The sequence below is a fragment of the Thioclava sp. genome (assembly GCF_048263065.1).
Lineage (GTDB): Bacteria > Pseudomonadota > Alphaproteobacteria > Rhodobacterales > Rhodobacteraceae > Thioclava.
The window spans coordinates 385,071-403,517 of record NZ_JBLXEM010000001.1; the positions used below are offsets into that span (position 1 = coordinate 385,071).

The following is an 18,447-nucleotide window of genomic DNA, read 5'->3' on the forward strand; positions in this document are numbered from 1 at the left end:
TTGCGCAAGCACCGCCCGAGTGCAACTTGCGAAGCCCCGCGCGCTATGTTTCTGTTTCCGCTAATAGAAGGAGGCATGCCATGACCTATCACCCCGCCGAAGATCGCTATTCGAAAATGGTCTATCGCCGATGCGGTAGATCCGGACTGAAACTGCCTGCGGTGTCGCTGGGCCTGTGGCACAATTTTGGGCACGATACGCCTCATCAGGTCAAACGCGCGATTTGCCGGACAGCTTTCGATTGCGGGATTACGCATTTCGACTTGGCGAATAATTACGGCCCGCCGCCGGGATCGGCTGAAGAGGCGTTTGGCGACATTCTACGCACCGATTTTGCAGGATTCCGCGACCAACTGATCATCAGCTCAAAAGCGGGCTATGACATGTGGCCGGGGCCTTATGGCGAGTGGGGATCGCGCAAGTATTTGATCGCGTCTTGTGACCAATCGCTCAAGCGGATGGGGCTGGATTATGTTGATATTTTCTACTCGCATCGCTTTGACCCCGATACGCCACTGGAAGAAACGATGGGTGCGCTGGAACATATCTGGCGGTCGGGCCGCGCGCTTTATATCGGGATTTCCAGCTACAATTCGCAACGCACCCGTGAGGCCGCCGCGATCCTGCGCGATATGGGCGTGCCGCTGCTGATCCATCAGCCCAGTTACAACATGCTCAATCGTTGGGTAGAGCGCGACGGGCTGACCGATACGCTTGATGATTTGGGCGTGGGGTCCATTGCGTTTACGCCGCTGGCGCAGGGGTTGCTGACGAAGAAATATCTGGGCGGTATTCCCGAAGGCTCGCGCGCGTCGCAGGGCAAGTCGCTGGATCGCGATGTGATCACCCCCGAGGCGATCGCAAAGATCCATGCGCTTGACGAAATTGCGCAGGCGCGTGGGCAAACTCTGGCGCAGATGGCGATTGCCTGGGTGCTGCGGAAAGGGCGGATTACCTCGGCATTGATTGGCGCATCCAAACCCTCGCAAGTGCTCGATTGTGCTGGTGCAGTGTCTAATTTGGCTTTCACCGATGCGGAGCTTGCTGAAATAGATACGCACGCTCATGATGAGGCGATCAACCTCTGGGCGCGCTCGTCTGAGAGTGTATGAGCGATGTATATCGGCCTCGACCTTGGCACGTCTGGCCTGAAAGGTGTTCTGATTAGCGACGATCAGGAGGTGCTGGCAGAGGCGAGCGCGCCGTTGAATGTCGCGCGCCCGAAAGATGGCTGGTCAGAGCAAGCGCCGCAAGATTGGATCAAGGCTGCTGAGGTGGTGCTGGGCGAGCTTTCGGCCTATGGGCTGGCAGGGCTGCGCGGGATTGGCCTGTCCGGGCAAATGCATGGCGCGGTTTTGCTGGATGCGAGTGACGCGGTGTTGCGACCTTGCATCTTGTGGAACGATACCCGCGCACATGACGAGGCCGCGGCGTTGGACGCCGATCCACAGTTTCGCGCGATCTCCGGCAATATCGTCTTTCCCGGCTTCACAGCGCCCAAGCTATTGTGGGTTGCCAAGCATGAGCCGGAGATATTTGCGAAAACGGCAAAAGTTTTGCTCCCGAAAGATTACCTGCGGCTTTGGCTAACGGGCGAACATGTATCCGATATGTCAGATGCAGCAGGGACAAGCTGGTTGGATACGGGCGCGCGTGATTGGTCGGACGCGCTATTGGCAGCAAATGGCATGCGTCGCGATCAGATGCCGCGTCTTGTTGAAGGCTCTGGCGTTTCGGGCCAGTTGCGCCCTGCATTGGCGACGCAGTTCGGCGCCGGGACCGGCGTGGTCGTTGCAGGTGGCGGGGGCGACAATGCCGCTTCGGGGATTGGTGTGGGCGTAGTGAAGGCGGGGCAAGCCTTTGTCAGCCTTGGCACATCGGGCGTGTTGTTTGCCGCTAATGATGGCTATCAGCCGGATGCGGCATCGGCGGTGCATACATTCTGTCACGCGTTGCCGAACACTTGGCACCAGATGGGTGTGATTTTGGCGGCGAGTGATGCGCTGAATTGGTTTGCGCGCCTGACGGGCGTGCAGGCCAAGGATTTGACGGCGGATCTAGGCGCGCTGAAGGCGCCCGGAAAGACCCTATTCCTGCCCTATTTGGGTGGTGAACGCACGCCATTGAACGATGCGTCGATACGCGGCGCATTTATTGGGCTGGAGCATGCGACGGATCGGGCGGCAGCCACGCGCGCGGTGCTTGAGGGCGTGACCTTCGCGATCCGTGATTGCCGCGATGCCTTGGCTGCGACCGGGACGCAGATTGATAGCTTGCTGGCGGTGGGGGGTGGTTCTCGGTCCGACTATTGGTTGCAAGCGATTGCAACGGCGCTGGGCATGCCCGTGAAGCTGCCCGTTGCAGGCGATTATGGTGGCGCGTTCGGGGCGGCGCGTTTGGGGATGATGGCGGCGACCGGAGCCGGGGCCGAAATTGCAACGCAACCGCAAATCGCGCGCGAAATAGACCCTATTTCGGCCCAAACGGCAAATTTCGACGCGGCACATGCGCGTTATCGCGAAGCCGCCTCGCGAATATCTGGCTTGACCTGAAACGCAAAAAGCCCCGGCTAGAAACCGGGGCTTTGAATTTGGTATGATCGGTAATTTAGGCTGCGAGCGTCTCGGTCGACGAGAAGAACATCGCTTGCGAAACCGCCGACTGCACCTGCGCCTCGGTATAAGGCTTGGTGATCAGGAACGCGGGTTCGGGACGCTCGCCGGTCAGCAAACGCTCGGGGAAGGCGGTGATGAAGACCACCGGCAGATCGGCCCCGAATTGGCCCAAGATATCGTTCACCGCGTCAATGCCCGACGAGTTATCGGCAAGCTGGATGTCGGCGAGGATCAGATCGGGTTTCTCTTTGGCGGCCAGTTCCACAGCCTCGGAGCGCGTGCGCGCGATCCCTGTAATGGAATGACCCATATCCTCGACGATGGCGCGAATATCCATCGCGATGATCGCCTCGTCCTCGATAATCATGATTTTGCCTGCGACAGAGGCTTCCATCTCACGAAGCGCAATGTCGATCAAATCTTGCGCCTCATCAGCGTCGATCTGCATGATCGTGCCGATTTCTTCGACGCGGAAGCCTTCGATCGAGTGAAGCAGCAAAGCCTCACGCGTGTTCGGCGTCAGCGACGACATGTGGTCTTGAGCGCTTGCCGAGAGGCGGCTGTCAGGTTCGCCCAAAGGTGAGCCAGCCGACGCCCAGACGAGATGGAACGCAAGGAACAAAGCGAGCTTGGGATCGTTTCCCTCGAAAGGTGTGGTGTCTTCAAGGATCGCCTCGAGCGTGGCGGCGGCATAACGGTCGCCACTGTCTTGGCTGCCGGTGAGGGCGCGCGCGTAGCGGCGCAGGTAGGGAAGGTTGGCCCCAATGGTGCCGACGATGTCTTCGGACATAAAAGCCCCCTTTTTCGTTTTCTCGGAACCAAACGTTGTAGCCCTGCGTTTGGTTCCGTGCAAAGTATGTGGGATCGGAAACCGGAATGTATAGTGACATGGCTGACGAAAAGTCAAAGTCCAGTATCAAAGAGCAGATCAACGCCAATCTGAAGCGAGTCTACGAAGAAGCCTTGCAGGAAGAGGTGCCTGATCGGTTCAAAGATCTACTGGCGCAACTCAAGGCGAAGGAGGACGGCAAATGAAGACGTCCTCCAAAACCTCTCCGGAGACCGAAATCCGTGATCCGCGCGATGAGCTGCCCGAACATTTGGGTGCACTGCGTGCCTTTGCGCTGTCGTTGACGCGCAACGGAGCTTCGGCTGATGATCTGGTGCAAGACACGATCGTTAAAGCTTGGTCGAATATCGACAAGTTCGAGAAGGGCACGAACCTGAGGGCATGGTTGTTTACGATTTTGCGCAACACGTTTTATTCCGATCGACGCAAGCGCAAGCGTGAGGTGGCCGATCCTGACGGGGTGCACGCGGCGAGCTTGTTCGAAAAACCGGCCCATGACGGGCGCCTTGCGATGAATGATTTCGTGCGCGCTTTTGATCAACTTAGCCCGGAACACCGTGAAGTTCTGACGCTGGTCGGGGCCTCGGGGTTTTCCTACGAGGAAGCCGCCGGAATGATGGGCGTGGCCGTGGGCACGGTGAAAAGTCGAGCAAACCGCGCGCGGGCGCGTCTAGCCGAGATGCTTGAACTCGAAGTGGGCGAGGACATCATGTCGGGCTCGGATCGAAATTCGCTGGCGGTTATGGGCCGATCCGGAGTTGCCGCCGCATGACGCCACAGGCTCCCGAAGGGGCGCAATCCGAGTCCACGCCTGAAATGGAATATTCGCGCGCGCGCCCCAAGGGCCTGCGCGCGGCATTCAATGGTTTGGGGGTGCGGCTGGCTTTGATGCTGGCGGTCGCGCTGTTCCCGCTGTTGATTATCGCAATCCTGCAATCGTCCTCCGTGGCCCGCGAGGCGCAAGCGCGTTCGGAAGCGGCCTTGATGGGCGAGACGATGCGCGCGGTGGCTGGGGAAACCCGCGTTATCCAACATGCGCAGGACGCAGCACGATTGCTGTCGAGCACTGTCTTGCCATTGATTGATGACCCGCAGGCCTGCTCAGCGCGAATGCGGCAGGTGGCCTCGACATTCAAGAATTTCTCGCTTGTCGCCTACATTCCCCTGAGTGGGCAGATGACGTGCTCGAATACCGGGGAGCGGTTTGACTTCTCGGGTGGAGATGTTTTCAATAAAATCTCAGCGGCGACCGACACGACATTCTTCGTCAACCGTACTGCGCCGGTGTCTGGGACGTCGGTATTGGGCGTGGCGCATCCCGTTTATGACGACGCGGGGCGCCATATCGGGATGATCTCGATTTCAATGCCCCATACCGAGTTGTCGCTTGCTAAAGACGGGCCCAAGCTGAACGACGAGCGTCCGCTGGTGATTATGACGTTCGATCCGGAAGGCACGATTTTAACGTCGTCCGACGGGCTGAGTAAAACGCAAGGCCATCTGCCTGCAAATCGTTCGCTCAAACTGTTGGCGGGGGGCGGGGCAGTGACATTTTCTGGTGCGTCCAACTTTGGCCACGAGCGTGTCTATTCCGTTGTCGAAGTGGTACCTCGGCAGCTTTATGCGCTGGGCAGTTGGCCTGCGGAAAAGATGTCATCGCTTAGCCCGTTTGCCGATATCTCGCCGATCTTGTTTCCCGCGTTGATGTGGGCGGCAAGCCTGCTGGTGGCCTATTTTGCGATGCAGAAGCTGGTGATTGGTCATGTGCGCAAGCTCGCCTTTGCGATTTCGAATTTCGCGACGGGAAACCGGATTGTCGGAACGCTCAATCTATCGGGGGCGCCGACGGAAATTCGCGATCTTGCCGAGGCCTATGGTCACATGACCGAGACGATTTTGCATGACGAGGCCGAGTTGGAGGACATTGTTCACCACAAAGAGGTGCTTTTGCGCGAGGTGCATCACCGGGTGAAAAATAACCTCCAACTCATCGCCTCGATCATCAACATGCAGATGCGTCAGGCCCGCACGCCCGAGGCAAAAGGCTTGATGAAAAGCTTGCAAGAACGTGTAATCTCGCTCGCGACAATCCACCGGGGGCTGTATCAGACCTCTGGGTTGACCAATATTCGCGCTCAAGAACTGTTGCCCGATATCGTGCGTCAGATCACGCGCCTGGCGACCGGGCCGGGGCGGCGGATCGCGGTGGATTGTCAAATCGACGATATTCATCTCACACCGGATCAGGCGGTGCCGTTGTCGCTTTTGCTGACGGAGGCGATGACCAATGCGATGAAATATGCCTCGAATGCGGCGGGTAAGCCGACGCTTGATATTACGCTGCGCAAGCTTGAGGGAGGGCGGGCGCGCCTGCGCGTCAGCAACACTGTCGATCCCAATGCCGAACCATCTGCAACCGTAGATGGAACTGGGCTTGGCTCGCAGTTGGTAAACGCTTTTGTGCAGCAGCTTTCGGGTCAGCTCCAAATTGAGACCGTGGATGGGGTCTACACGCTTGTGACCGAGTTCGCGCTTCGTCCGCTTGAAGAAAGCGAATTGCGCCATGAAGAACACTTGAAATCTAATGCTGATGAAACAGCTAAAACTGAAGAGAAATCGTGACTGCACGCTCTGTGCGGTGAGTGTCGAATACGTTTGGCGGAAGTGAACGAGTTACATGCACCGTCTACAAAAAGCAGGAATTCAGGCGGCAAGCAGAACGAAACTGCTTTTGACTGCCGCCGAGGCGTATCCCGCGCTTGAGGGTGCGTTTTTGGATGCCCGCCATGATATTCGGCTCTCTTTCCGCATTTTTGACCTGACGACCAAGCTGCGTTCAAAGCGTGGGCGCGAGGTTGGCAAGACGTGGTTTGACCTGATCCTGCACGTGCTGCGCCGGGGCGTTGCGGTGCGCATTGATATCACAGACTTTGATCCCTGTGCGCGCCCGGAACTGCATCGCGGCACTTGGCGCACGATGCGAATGCTGGCCGCCGTGCGGGAATTGGCGGGTGCGCAGGCCCGGCTGAGTACTCGCGCCTTGATGCATCCTGCGCAATCGGGGTTCTTCGTGCGTCTGGCGTTTTGGCCGATGGCGATGCGCAAGCTGGGCAAGCATGCGCAATGGCTGAACGATCAACCCGCGGCGCAAAGGGAAACTATCCTGCGCGATATGCCCGGTCTGGCACCGTATTTGTCGGGGAATGCCACTCACGGGTTCAAAAAGCGGGTGCTGTCTTTGCCCAGGCTCTTCCCCGCAATCCACCATCAAAAAATCGCGCTTTTCGATGAAAAATGGCTCTATATCGGCGGATTGAACCTCAATGATCGCCGTTACGACACGCCAAAACACGCGCGGAAAGGGTCGCAGACTTGGCATGATGTGCAGTTGTTGATGTCGGGTCCGGTCACGCGCGAGGCGCGTCTGCACCTTGATAGCTTTCACGAGGTCGCAGCGGGTCAGCAGGACGCGGCTCCGCCACGGCGTTTGCTGCGCACGATTTCATGCCGCCGCCGATTTGCGCCCTTTGCGATTGGGCCGAGCCAGAAGAACCGTGAAATCGCCACTGCGCATGAGATGCTGACGGCGCGCGCGCAGAAGCTGATTTATCTTGAGACACAGTATTTTCGCTCGCTGTCTCTTGCCAGGCACCTGGCCAAAGCCGCCAAGGAGCGCCCTGATCTCAATCTGATCCTGATCGTGCCAGCGGCGCCCGAGGAGATGGCCTTTAGCAATGGCATCAGCACTGATCTGCGCTATGGCGAATATTTGCAGGCGCGCGCGATTGGTATTGTGCAACAGGCCTTTGGCGCGCGCGCATTTGTGGGTAACCCCGCGCAGCCCCGGCAGAAAGGCAACACAGGGCCTGATCACAGACGGGACCGCGTCAAAGGGGCTCCGCTGATTTATCTGCATGCGAAAGTCTCGATTTTCGATGACGAGTCAGCCATTGTGTCATCGGCCAATTTGAATGGCCGCTCGCTGGCTTGGGATACCGAAGCCGGCGTCTATCTACGCCGCAGCGACGGGGTTGCAGCGATGCGCGGGCGTGTCATGCGCCATTGGTTGCCCGACGACGCTGATCCGTGCTGTTTTGAGCTGGACAATGCCGCTGCTCACTGGGCGAAAATTGCCCAGCAAAATGCTGCGCTGCCCCCCGGGGACCGCGACGGCTTTCTGATGCCTTATGATCCCGATGCTGGCCGGCGCGTTGGACGACGCCTGCCCTTCGTGCCTGAGGAAATGGTCTGATCAGGTGTCGCTGGAGGGTTTTTGTTCGCGCAGACTATCTGTCAGCACCAGGGCCCAAAGCAAAAGCGGGATCGCGACGACACCGCCAAGCGGCCCCCAAAGCCAGATCCCGAATGTCAGCGACAGGAAGATCAAAAGCGGATTGATCTGCATGTGCTTTCCAACCAGCGTCGGGGTAACAAACTGCCCCTCCATGCTGTTCAAGCCGACATAAATCAGCGCCGGAAGTATCACGCGCAGTCCGTCGAACGCCGCAATGCCTGCGAAAATCAGCGCCATTGCCAGCATCGCAGGGCCAAGATAGAGAATATAATTGATCAAAAAGGCGATCACGCCCCACAGCGCCGCGTTTGGCATCCCGATCAATTGCATTGCTGCCCCCACGAATAGGCCAAGCCCGGCATTGATTACCGAGATCGTCAGAAAATAGCGCGAAACACGGTTTTCAGCGGCACGCAGACGCAGCGCCGTGTTTCCTCGTTGCGTAGATTGGGCAAGATGCTTGGCAACCCAGTCATAAATCTCACGCCGGGAAAGCTGAAAGAAGAAGAGCGTTCCGAAATACAGAAGTGCTTGACCCAAAAGAGCCGGTGCCAGCAAAAGAACGTCGGTCGCGCTTGGCATTGCCGACGCGCCACTCGCATCCTTGGCGGTATCCGAGGCCGGTGTAATCGCCTTAGAGACCTCGTCGCTGGCGTCTTGAATCCCTTTGAACATCTGACGCAGATCGAGAACGTTTGATCGCATGTCGTCCCAAACCTTCGGCGCTTGAACGATCATGTGCGCCAACAATGGCTGGATCACCAATATCAGCAAAGCGGCGACCAATAGAGAGATCACGAGCGAGGTAAGCGCCCCCCAGACGGGCGACAAACCTCTGTTTTCCCATGCATCGGAAATGGGTGAGAGAACGATCCCTACGACCAGTGCAAGCACGACCGGGGCAAGCAGGCTCTCCACCTGTTCAAGCGCGGCAACTACGGCAATCACGGCGACAACGATGATTGCGACGCGCGACAGGGTCTCTAGGCGATTCATGGTATGAGTATAACTCCCGATGTCGTGAACAACGCGGTTTGCACGCCGTGGTTCCGTCTATTTGATCAAATAGTTTTTGGAACGCATGGCGCGTGCTTGGCGTTTCTTTTCCAGTAACTGGAGAGAAAGGTAACACCATGAATTGGGATGAAATCAAAGGCAATTGGAAGCAAGTCAAAGGCAAAGCCCGTGAGAAATGGGGTGAGTTAACCGATGACGAGCTTGATAAAGCCGAAGGTCGTCGTGAACAGCTTGTTGGCCTCGTCCAAGAAAAATATGGCAAAACCAAAGAAGCCGCTGAGAAGGAAGTCGACGCTTGGTATTCGGCCAACTAATTCGACACTAATCTGGCTAAAAGAGGGCGTTTCGCGAGTGCGAAGCGCCCTTTTTTTCTGGGCTGCTAAAGGCATTTAGGCCATGAAAAAGCCGGGCGCTGAGCCCGGCTTCATCATTGGTGTTTGGCGCGTAGTTAATGCGTAACGCCACCATGACCACGCGCACGCAGATGTTGGCCCACATCTTTAATCGCTTTGCTGGCTTCGTCTGCCAGTTGCTGAGCCAGTCGTTCGCTCAAATCTTGCCCTGCATTGATTGCTTGCCCCGAGATATCACGCGCAGTTTTGCGCGCTTCGTCCGTCGCGGTTTCAGCGACATAACGGGCGGTGCGTTTCACCTCTTTGCCGACCGTATCGGCCAGTGATTTGACGCGCGATTTTTCTTCATCGTAGATCGACTTGGCTTCGTCGATCAAGCGATTGGTGCGCGGGCCGAACGAGCGGCGGTTCACTTCGGGCTTGGGCATCGCGTTGACGATCGCGGCGCCAATGGCAATACCAAGCGCCGCTGTAATCAGCGGATGGTCCTTTATCATCTTCTTACCAGACTGACCGGCATCTTTCGCGCGATCCTGAAGGCTCAGACGCGCCGAATAGGCCGCCTCACGCGCCCGCACGACACGCTCGCGTGCCTCGTCGCTAAGGTCGCTCAGGCCGGACTGTAGCGAGTTCCGCAGGTCCGAGGCGAACTCACTGACCATGCGGGCACGTTCGCTTGCATACTCAGCGGCTTTTTCGGTGTTGCTTGCCGCGTCGATCTCAAGCTGCTGCAGGCGCTCGGAAGCAGCGTCACGCAGCTCGTCGATTTCATCAAGCCAATCGTCTGACAGGCCATCTTGGGCCGTGATAGGGTCTTTTCCTGGGTTTTCAGTCTCTGCTGTATCATCGTTGCCCTTGCGGGCACTCAGGACGAGCCAAGCTAGGCCCGCGCCCGCCAGTGCGAATGCCAGCGGGTTGGCGCGCACAGTTTCTTCGGCCTTTTTGGCCATCGGGCGCGCATACTCTTGCACCATTTGCGAAACCTGCTCGGACAGATATTCGGGGGCGATGCGGCCTGTGAGATCAGCTAGGGTTGAGGCCAGATCCGCACGATCGTCACGCAGGCGGTTTTCGAGGTCTTTAATTTTTGCTTTCTTGCTCACTTAAAGGTCTCCTTGATGGTCTGCGCATCGGCAGACAGGTTTTCCTTGATCCGTTTAGGAGGACGTCCCGCGCGACGCATTTGCGTGATCGCTATCAACGCAAGAATGATCGCGACCAGCACAAGAACTGCACCTGCAATTAGCGTGGCCGGGCCTTTGTCCAGTCCAAGCCACTCCAGCGCGTAAACGCCCGATTGCACCAATGGCCCAATCGCGCCAATCCCGAAGATTAATGCGATGCCGGCAAAGATGACCGCGTTTCGCACAAGCGACACACGATGCATCGCCTCGGCACGCGCAAGGTCAGCCTCGGCACGCGCAATCTCGCGGGCTTGGTCGACGAAATGCGAAAACAACTCTGAAACACTACGCTCAGAGGTCTTGGTCTTGTGGTCGTCAGCTTCGTCGTCAGGCATCATCGCTCCTTTGGCACAGCGCACATCGTACGCTGTGAATGTAGCAAGATAACGCGGCAGTGTGCGAACGGTTCCTTACGCCGATAGCCCTCGTAAGCGAATGCGCGAAACCGCGTCGGTAACAAAAAGTTCCATCGAGTTCGAAGATTCTTTTCCGGGAACTTCTTGTTCAAGCTCTCGTTATTTCCCCATGAGACGCAAGAGAACGCGTCACTAATCGGTAGAAACAAGTTTGTAAGGAGATTCCCCATGCTAGGTTGGGCCCTGACGTTCCTCATCATCGCGCTGATCGCCGCAGCACTTGGCTTTGGCGGCATTGCGGGCGCTTCCGCTGGCATCGCGCAGATTCTGTTCGTGGTGTTCTTGATCCTGTTCGTGGTCGCTATGGTCGCGCGCGCCGTTCGCGGCAAACCGCCAGTATAATTGCACCGGAACAGAGAATGATACGCCAAGGAAAAGGGCCGCTCAAATGGAGCGGCCCTTTCACTTTTTGACACAGGGAATCAAAAGTCGAGATTGGCGACTGACAGCGCGTTTTGCTGGATGAATTCGCGCCGGGGTTCGACCACATCGCCCATCAGCTTGGAGAAGATATCCTCGGCCTCGGCCACATCCTCGATACGGACTTGCAACAAGGTGCGCGCGGAGGGATCGAGCGTGGTTTCCCAAAGCTGCTCGGGGTTCATTTCACCCAAGCCTTTGTAGCGTTGCAGGGACAGACCCTTTTCGCCCTCTTGCAAGATCGCATCCAGCAGTTCGAGAGGGCCGTGGATCAAAATCCCGCGCTCTTTGCGGATTAGGTTGGCGGGGCGGTCGTAAACGTCGGTCATCGTCTCGGTGTGTTGGCCCAGACGACGCGACTCGCCTGAGCGCAGGATGGCCCCGTCGAGTGTGCGCACCTCTTCGACACCGCGCAACACGCGAGTCAAGCGGATGCCATGATCCTGTGTTGGGCGTCCTTGCCAGCCGCGCTCATATTCCAGCGCGACAAGATCCAGTCGCTTAGCCACCGCATCGGCCACACCTTGCGCATCAGCATCCAGCTTGCCGGGTAACATCGCACCCGCAATCGCCGCTTGTTCCAGAATGTGGCGCGGATAATGGGTCGGGAAGGCGCCAAGAATGCGCTTGATCACGCGCGCCTCTTCAACGACGCGGCGCAAATCCTGCCCCGAGATTTCCTCGCCAGTGTTGAGCCGCAAGATCGCGCCATCAACGCCTTGTTCGATCAGGTAATCTTCCAGCGACGTTTGATCCTTGAGGTAGACCTCGGATTTGCCACGCGCGACCTTATAGAGCGGCGGTTGCGCGATATAGAGATAACCGCGCTCGATCAGCTCGGGCATCTGGCGGAAGAAGAAAGTCAGCAAAAGCGTGCGAATGTGCGCGCCGTCCACGTCAGCATCGGTCATGATGACGATCTTGTGGTAGCGCAGCTTGTCGATGTTGAATTCATCGCGGCCAATTCCGGTACCAAGTGCCGTGATCAGCGTGCCGATCTGCTCTGATCCGAGCATCCGGTCAAAGCGCGCGCGTTCGACGTTCAGGATCTTACCGCGCAACGGCAGAACTGCCTGATTTTTCCGTTCGCGACCCTGCTTGGCCGATCCCCCAGCGGAATCCCCCTCGACGAGGAAGACCTCGGACAGGGCCGGATCTTTTTCCTGGCAATCGGCAAGCTTGCCGGGCAGCGAGGCAACATCCATCGCTGTCTTGCGACGGGTCAATTCACGCGCCTTACGAGCGGCTTCGCGAGCCAAAGCCGCTTCGACGATCTTGCCGACGATCTGCTTGGCCTCGGTCGGATTTTCTTCAAACCACTCCGACAGCTTCTGGTTCACAAGGTTTTCGACCGCGGGGCGGACCTCGGAACTGACCAGCTTGTCCTTGGTCTGGCTGGAGAATTTTGGATCGGGCGCTTTGACGGACAGAACGCAAGTTAGCCCCTCGCGCGCGTCATCGCCGGTGAAATCGACTTTTTCGCGTTTCGCGATGCCGCTTTCCTGCGCGTATTTCGTGATCGTGCGGGTCAAAGCCGCGCGCAGACCCGCCATATGCGTGCCGCCATCGCGCTGCGGGATGTTGTTGGTAAAGGGCAACACCGTCTCGTGGTAGCTGTCATTCCACCACAGCGCGACCTCAACGCCAATGCCGCGCACTTCGCCGACCATATAAATCGGTTCGGGCATCACGGGAGTCTTGGAGCGGTCCAGATATTTCACAAATTCACGCACGCCGCCGTCATAGTGCAATTCGACATGCACTGGCTCGGCGGGGCGATCATCTTCGATCAGGATGCGCACGCCGGAATTGAGAAACGCCAACTCGCGCAGGCGCTTTTCCAGCGTCGCAAAGCTATAATCGAGGTTCGAGAACGTGCCTTCGGGGCTCGTTTCCTTGTTGGACGCGTAAAAGCGTACCTCGGTGCCCTTTTCGCCCGGTGCATCGCCCACGACATGCACATGCTCAACGCATTCGCCATGCTCAAACCGGGCTTTGTAAATCTTGCCATCGCGCCAGACCGTCAATTCCAGCCAATCCGATAGCGCGTTCACGACAGACACGCCAACCCCGTGCAAACCACCCGAGACTTTATACGCGTTGCCGTCATCATCGGTGTTGTTGAATTTGCCGCCCGCATGCAGCTGGGTCATGATGACCTCGGCTGCCGAGACGCCTTCTTCTGAGTGAATTCCAACCGGAATTCCGCGCCCGTTATCGCGCACGGAAACCGAACTATCGGCGTGAATTTTTACGTGAACATAGTCGGCATGACCGGCCAACGCCTCGTCAATGCCGTTATCAACGACCTCATAGACCATGTGATGCAGCCCCGAGCCGTCATCTGTGTCGCCGATATACATGCCGGGACGTTTGCGGACCGCCTCTAAGCCCCTGAGAACTTTGATAGAATCAGCGCCATAAGCGCTCGTGTTCGGAGTATTCTCGGCCATGCCCGCTCGTCCTTATTTATCTGTGGATTTTATAGGGGATGGGCGGGGTAATGTCACGCCTGAGACACAAGATTTAGCGTGTTCAGGTCACCGCAATGATAAGACCTACAAAGATCATCAGCCCGCCCGCGATCCGGTTGAGTCGCGCCATCTTGCCCCGGCTTGCGACAAAGCTGCGGATGCGGTCCACAAAGCCGGCAAGGATTAGGTTTCCAGTCAGCGGCACGATAGCGGAAATCAGGCTGACCAGCACGATATCGACCCATGTCATCGACGCGATCGGAAAAAAGCCCGGCAGGATGCCCATGTAAAACAAGATCGCTTTGGGGTTGCCGATAATCACGATCAGGCCCGCAACGAACCCCGCCCATTTGCCGGGCCGCGTCAGGCGACTGTCTGAACTGATTTTGTGATCGGCGTGGCGGATCAGCAGATATCCCATGCCGACAAACACAGCCACCGCGACCCAGCGCAGCACGATCAGGAAATAGCTAAATTCCTGCACCAGCCATGACACACCAAGGATCGCCAATGCAGGCCAGATCATATCGCCGACGGTGACCCCAAGGGCGAGCGGCCACGCCGCCGCAAACCCACCCGACATGCCGCGCGCCAATAGCGCCAGCCAGACCGGGCCAGGGGTTAGGAACAGCACGATAAGCGCGCCGGAATACAGCGCGATCTGCGCCAAGGTGAGCGTCATGGCAGGGTCAGGCCTCCATCATCGGCCAAGGGCCAGAAGGGATTGTGCGCGAGTTCCCAGACATGGCCGTCGGGGTCGGCAAAATAGCCGGAATAGCCGCCCCAAAACACCTTCTCGGGGCGTTTGAGCGCTGTGGCTCCTGCGGCGAGCGCTTGCTTAAACGCTGCGTCCACGTCCTCCTGCGTGTCGAAATTCTGCGCCAAAGTCATCGCGCCCGTGCCAAGCTTCGACCCGGCGCGCCCCTGATCTTTGGCCAATGCAGCCCGACCAAACAGACCTAAAACCAGCCCGTTTAACTGATAGAATACGACACTCTCTTGTTCTTCTGCAGGCTGCCAGCCAAGCGCCGTGTAAAACGCTTTGGCGCGGTTCAAATCTTGTACGCCCAAGGTGATAAGCGTGACGCGCTGCACCGGATAGGTCATGTCGTGCCCTCTGCTACCTGTGAGCCCTGCGGACCCTCGCTCACTTCTAGAAACTGCCCGCGCGCACCAAGACTGTCGAACAGCTCAGCGCCCGTTCCCGTCATCATCACTTGCGCATCAAGCGCGCAGATTTCGTCATAAAGCGCCGCGCGCCGGGTTGAGTCCAGATGGGCTGCCACCTCATCTAGCAATAACACCACCGCCTCGCCCGACAGCGCGCGCGCATTGGCGAGGATCAGCGAAATCAGCAGGGCTTTCTGCTCGCCCGTCGAGCACAGCGACGCCGGTGCGTTCTTCTCGGCATAAATGGCGACTAAATCGGCGCGGTGGGGGCCTTCAAGCGTGCGCCCTGCAGCCATATCCCGCGCGCGATTGGTATCTAGCGCTGCGGCAAGATCCTCGGGACCCTGATTTTCAAGTGTCAGATTTGCCGCCGGAAAGGCCGTCGCCGCGCCGTCTTGGGCCGCTGCGATGCGGGTCAATGCCTCGGAGCGATTGGCGCGAATGGTGGCGCTTGCCTCAACCATTTGCGCCTCAAGCGCGTGATACCACGCCGGATCGCGCACCATATCTTTCAGCAACCGGTTGCGTTCGCGCATCGCCTTTTCATAGTTGAGCGTGGCCTCGGCATGGGACGGGGTGAAACTCATCACCATTCGGTCCAAAAACCGCCGCCGCCCCTCAGCCCCTTCGATCCAAAGCCGATCCATTGAAGGCACCAGCCACAGAACGCGCAAGATCTGCGCCAGCGCGATTTGCGGCGCAGCTTTGGCGTCAATTTCAACGCGGCGCGGTTCGCCCGGCAAGGCAGAGGTTTCGATTTCATGCGTCTCAGTGCGCGCGCGCAGCTTCCAACCAACGGCCTCATCGCGGCGCATCAACTCGTCAGCACTGGCACGGCGCAGACCTCGGCCAGGCGAAAACAGCGACACCGCCTCAAGGATGTTGGTCTTTCCCGCGCCGTTTGGCCCGTAAATCGCCACAGGCCGGCCATCAAAGGCAATCTCGGCGCGCCGATGCGAGCGGAACTGCAAGATTGTCAGCTCACGCAGCATCGCACTCTTTCATCTAGCTAGAAATACTCCCGCCGGAGGCATCCGGCAGGCGTTACACGCGCATCGGCATGACGACGTAGACTGCCGACGTGTCACCGCCTTCGCGCATCAAGGTCGGATCGCCCGAGGAGTTGAAAAGGAAAACGGCGTTTTCACGATCCACCTGATCGGCAATCTCTTGCAGATACTTCGCGTTAAACCCGATTTCGAGCGGCTCGTCGTTATACGCTACGACCAGCTCTTCCTCGGCTGCCCCTGCATCGGGCGCGTTAACCGACAGCACTAGCTTGTCGGCTTCAAGCGACAGCTTAACCGCGCGGGAGCGTTCCGACGAGACAGTCGCCACGCGATCCACGGCCTTGGCGAATTCCTTGGCGTCGACTTCCAGCTGGCGGGTATTGCCCACGGGAATGACGCGCGTGTAATCGGGGAAGGTGCCGTCGATCACCTTTGAGGTCAGCATGATCGCCGGGGTGGCAAAGCGCACCTTGGTTTCAGACACTGAGACCGCGATTTCCTGATCGTCATCATCGAGCAATTTGCGCATTTCGTTCACCGTTTTGCGCGGCACGATGACACCCGGCATATCGGACGCGCCATCGGGAAGGGCTGCATCAATGCGCGCCAGACGGTGCCCATCGGTCGCCACGCAGCGCAGCACCTGACCGTCTTCGCCGGTTGCGACATGCATATAGACGCCGTTAAGGTAATAACGCGTCTCTTCGGTCGAGATCGCAAATTTCGACTTGTCGAACAGGCGTTTGAGCACCCCGGCCTTGGCCGCGAAATTCGCCGCATATTCCGAACTTGCCATGACCGGGAAATCTTCCTTGGGCAGCGTGGCAAGGTTGAAGCTCGACCGCCCCGCTTGCACGCTCAACCGTCCGGCGGCGGGATCATTGGCAATCGCCACAAGCGCCCCATCGGGCAGTTTGCGCACGATCTCATGCAGCATCAGCGCCGAAACCGTCGTCGCGCCAGCCTGTTCAACCTTGGCAGGCGCCTTGTCGACGACCTCAATGTCCAGATCGGTTGCGCGAAACTGTACGGTGTCGCCTTCGGCCTCGATCAGGACATTTGCCAAGATCGGGATCGTGTTGCGGCGTTCTACCACAGATTGGGCCTGCGAAACGGCTTTCAGAAGCACCGCGCGTTCAATGCTGAATTTCATGTCGTTCCCTCAAGAGTCTGTCCGGGGAAGGCAACGTAGCACCTCACCGCGCCGGCACAATAGATTTTCCGAGACATTCTGTTGCTTTGCACCGAGGGTCAAGCCCGAGTGGCCGTTTCAGCTTTCAAGAAGGCGACGCAGCATGTCGATATCTTCGGCAAGTTGCGAATCGGACGCACGCAGCTCTTCGATTTTGCGAATGCCGTGCATGATTGTGGTGTGATCCCGACCGCCAAACCGACGCCCGATATCAGGCAGCGACCGCGTGGTGAGCGACTTTGACAAGAACATCGCGACCTGACGCGGACGGGCAATGGCACGCAGGCGCTTGGGTCCGACCAGATCGGATAGGCGCACGTTGTAATGCTCGGCCACCTTGCGCAGGATTTCTTCGACAGTGACCTTGCGCTCGGATTGGCGCAGCTGATCCTTGAGACATTCCTGTGCCAGATCGAGAGAAATCTCGCGCCCGATCAGCGATGCGTAAGCAAACAAACGCGTCAGCGCCCCTTCGAGAATGCGTACATTCGAAGTGATGCGATGCGCGAGGAACTCCAATACGCCGGGCGCGATTTGTAGTCCCGGATACTCAGCGCGGTAATTCTCGGTTTTGGTTTGCAAAATGCCCAAACGTAGTTCGTAATCAGTCGGATGCAGATCAACGACGAGACCACAAGAGAGGCGCGACTTGATGCGTTCCTCAAGGTCCTTGATCTCACCGGGTGCGCGATCTGCGGAAATCACAATCTGCTTGCCCTGATCGACCAACGCATTGAACGTGTGGAAGAATTCTTCTTGGGTGCTTTCTTTCCCGGCGATGAACTGCACATCATCGACCATAAGAACGTCGATCGAACGGAACATCTCTTTGAAGTCCATGATCTGCTTGTCGCGTAAGGCTTGCACGAAGCGATACATGAATTGTTCGGCGGAAAGGTACAGCACGCGCAGATTGGAGCGCTGCTGGTGCAGATCATGGGCGATTGCGTGCATCAGGTGTGTTTTGCCCAAGCCAACGCCACCATAGAGAAACAGCGGGTTGAATGTTACCGGGCCACCTTCGGCGACACGTTTGGCGGCAGCGTGGGCCAGCTCATTGGGTTTGCCGACGACAAAGCTGTCAAAGGTGAAGCGGCCATCAAGCGGCGCGCTGGGCAGAGATGCGTCACTCGCACTTGCGGGTTTGCGCATTGCGGCTGCGTTCAGGCGCGCTGGTGCCGGGGCCGAATTGGCCGGGCGATGCTTATGCACCAGAATTTCGATGCGCTCCACGATCACGCCTGCATGGCGCATTTCGCGCAGGATCGGTTCGGCAAAATTGCGCGACACCCAGTCACGCATGAATTTGGTCGGCGCGTGAAACGACGCAATACCATCGGTTAGGCCCGCAGGCTCCAACGGCGCGATCCAAGTCGTATAATTATTTTGTCCGACAGCTTTTTGAAGCTGATTACAGACCTGCCCCCAGGTTTCGTCCGTCATGATCCCGCC

Annotated in this window: 18 protein-coding genes; 8 read left to right on the forward strand and 10 right to left on the reverse strand. The window is 58.1% G+C overall.

The genetic code is table 11. The annotated features are described in order from the left end of the window. The first annotated feature begins 80 nt into the window (after positions 1–80). On the forward strand, positions 81–1,112 hold the full coding sequence (gene mgrA, locus ACN0SD_RS01955) for an L-glyceraldehyde 3-phosphate reductase (protein WP_417806527.1): 1,032 nt from the start codon (positions 81–83) through the stop codon (positions 1,110–1,112). Between the two features lie 3 nt (positions 1,113–1,115). Further along, the gene (gene xylB / locus ACN0SD_RS01960) at positions 1,116–2,552 is read left to right on the forward strand and encodes a xylulokinase (protein ID WP_417806528.1); all 1,437 of its coding nucleotides are present in this window, start codon (positions 1,116–1,118) and stop codon (positions 2,550–2,552) included. 55 nt (positions 2,553–2,607) lie between these two features. On the opposite strand, the gene ACN0SD_RS01965 is transcribed toward xylB, so the two are convergent. Next, entirely contained in the window at positions 2,608–3,405 is a 798-nt protein-coding gene (locus ACN0SD_RS01965; protein ID WP_417806529.1) for a response regulator, read from the reverse strand. 98 nt (positions 3,406–3,503) lie between these two features. On the opposite strand from ACN0SD_RS01965, the gene ACN0SD_RS01970 reads away from it, so the two are divergent. The 4 genes from ACN0SD_RS01970 to ACN0SD_RS01985 are packed head-to-tail and all read left to right on the forward strand — an operon-like array spanning position 3,504 to position 7,717. Beyond that, positions 3,504–3,650 carry a NepR family anti-sigma factor gene (locus ACN0SD_RS01970; protein WP_417806530.1) on the forward strand — a complete coding sequence of 49 codons (147 nt, stop codon included), beginning with the start codon at positions 3,504–3,506 and terminating at the stop codon, positions 3,648–3,650. Further along, positions 3,647–4,237: an RNA polymerase sigma factor gene (locus tag ACN0SD_RS01975; RefSeq protein WP_417806531.1), complete on the forward strand. Its 591-nt coding sequence runs from the start codon at positions 3,647–3,649 to the stop codon at positions 4,235–4,237. Before ACN0SD_RS01970 ends, ACN0SD_RS01975 begins: the two co-directional genes overlap by 4 nt. Further along, the gene (locus ACN0SD_RS01980; protein ID WP_417806532.1) at positions 4,234–6,087 is read left to right on the forward strand and encodes a sensor histidine kinase; all 1,854 of its coding nucleotides are present in this window, start codon (positions 4,234–4,236) and stop codon (positions 6,085–6,087) included. Before ACN0SD_RS01975 ends, ACN0SD_RS01980 begins: the two co-directional genes overlap by 4 nt. 55 nt (positions 6,088–6,142) lie before the next feature. Further along, positions 6,143–7,717, forward strand: coding sequence for a phospholipase D-like domain-containing protein (locus ACN0SD_RS01985; protein WP_417806533.1), 1,575 nt, complete (start codon positions 6,143–6,145; stop codon positions 7,715–7,717). Here ACN0SD_RS01985 and ACN0SD_RS01990 read toward each other — a convergent pair whose 3' ends face one another. Further along, positions 7,718–8,755, reverse strand: a complete 1,038-nt coding sequence (locus ACN0SD_RS01990; protein WP_417806534.1) for an AI-2E family transporter — start codon at positions 8,753–8,755, stop codon at positions 7,718–7,720. Positions 8,756–8,892: 137 nt separating this feature from the next. On the opposite strand from ACN0SD_RS01990, the gene ACN0SD_RS01995 reads away from it, so the two are divergent. Continuing rightward, on the forward strand, positions 8,893–9,090 hold the full coding sequence (locus tag ACN0SD_RS01995; RefSeq protein WP_417806535.1) for a CsbD family protein: 198 nt from the start codon (positions 8,893–8,895) through the stop codon (positions 9,088–9,090). Positions 9,091–9,224: 134 nt separating this feature from the next. Here ACN0SD_RS01995 and ACN0SD_RS02000 read toward each other — a convergent pair whose 3' ends face one another. Together ACN0SD_RS02000 and ACN0SD_RS02005 are read right to left on the reverse strand one after the other, a co-directional pair. Continuing rightward, positions 9,225–10,232 (reverse strand): hypothetical protein, encoded by a 1,008-nt coding sequence (locus ACN0SD_RS02000; RefSeq protein ID WP_417806536.1) that lies wholly within the window; start codon positions 10,230–10,232, stop codon positions 9,225–9,227. Continuing rightward, positions 10,229–10,648, reverse strand: a complete 420-nt coding sequence (locus ACN0SD_RS02005) for a phage holin family protein (protein ID WP_417806537.1) — start codon at positions 10,646–10,648, stop codon at positions 10,229–10,231. Before ACN0SD_RS02005 ends, ACN0SD_RS02000 begins: the two co-directional genes overlap by 4 nt. 249 nt (positions 10,649–10,897) lie before the next feature. Between ACN0SD_RS02005 and ACN0SD_RS02010 the strand changes: the two genes are divergently transcribed. Continuing rightward, a complete protein-coding gene (locus ACN0SD_RS02010) occupies positions 10,898–11,071 on the forward strand; it encodes a DUF1328 domain-containing protein (RefSeq protein WP_038075379.1) in 174 nt (57 codons plus the stop codon). A gap of 80 nt (positions 11,072–11,151) precedes the next feature. Here ACN0SD_RS02010 and gyrB read toward each other — a convergent pair whose 3' ends face one another. The 6 genes from gyrB to dnaA form a co-directional block, all read right to left on the reverse strand. Further along, a complete protein-coding gene (gene gyrB, locus ACN0SD_RS02015; protein WP_417806538.1) occupies positions 11,152–13,602 on the reverse strand; it encodes a DNA topoisomerase (ATP-hydrolyzing) subunit B in 2,451 nt (816 codons plus the stop codon). 82 nt (positions 13,603–13,684) lie between these two features. Next, complete coding sequence (locus ACN0SD_RS02020) at positions 13,685–14,305, reverse strand: LysE family translocator (RefSeq protein ID WP_417806539.1); 621 nt, start codon at positions 14,303–14,305, stop codon at positions 13,685–13,687. Then, on the reverse strand, positions 14,302–14,730 hold the full coding sequence (locus ACN0SD_RS02025) for a VOC family protein (RefSeq protein WP_417806540.1): 429 nt from the start codon (positions 14,728–14,730) through the stop codon (positions 14,302–14,304). The genes ACN0SD_RS02020 and ACN0SD_RS02025 overlap by 4 nt, the downstream gene beginning before the upstream one ends. Then, entirely contained in the window at positions 14,727–15,785 is a 1,059-nt protein-coding gene (gene recF, locus ACN0SD_RS02030) for a DNA replication/repair protein RecF (RefSeq protein WP_417806541.1), read from the reverse strand. Before recF ends, ACN0SD_RS02025 begins: the two co-directional genes overlap by 4 nt. 52 nt (positions 15,786–15,837) lie before the next feature. Beyond that, complete coding sequence (dnaN, locus tag ACN0SD_RS02035; protein ID WP_417806542.1) at positions 15,838–16,956, reverse strand: DNA polymerase III subunit beta; 1,119 nt, start codon at positions 16,954–16,956, stop codon at positions 15,838–15,840. 117 nt (positions 16,957–17,073) lie between these two features. Further along, positions 17,074–18,438, reverse strand: a complete 1,365-nt coding sequence (dnaA, locus tag ACN0SD_RS02040) for a chromosomal replication initiator protein DnaA (protein WP_417806543.1) — start codon at positions 18,436–18,438, stop codon at positions 17,074–17,076. Between the last annotated feature and the right edge of the window lie 9 nt (positions 18,439–18,447).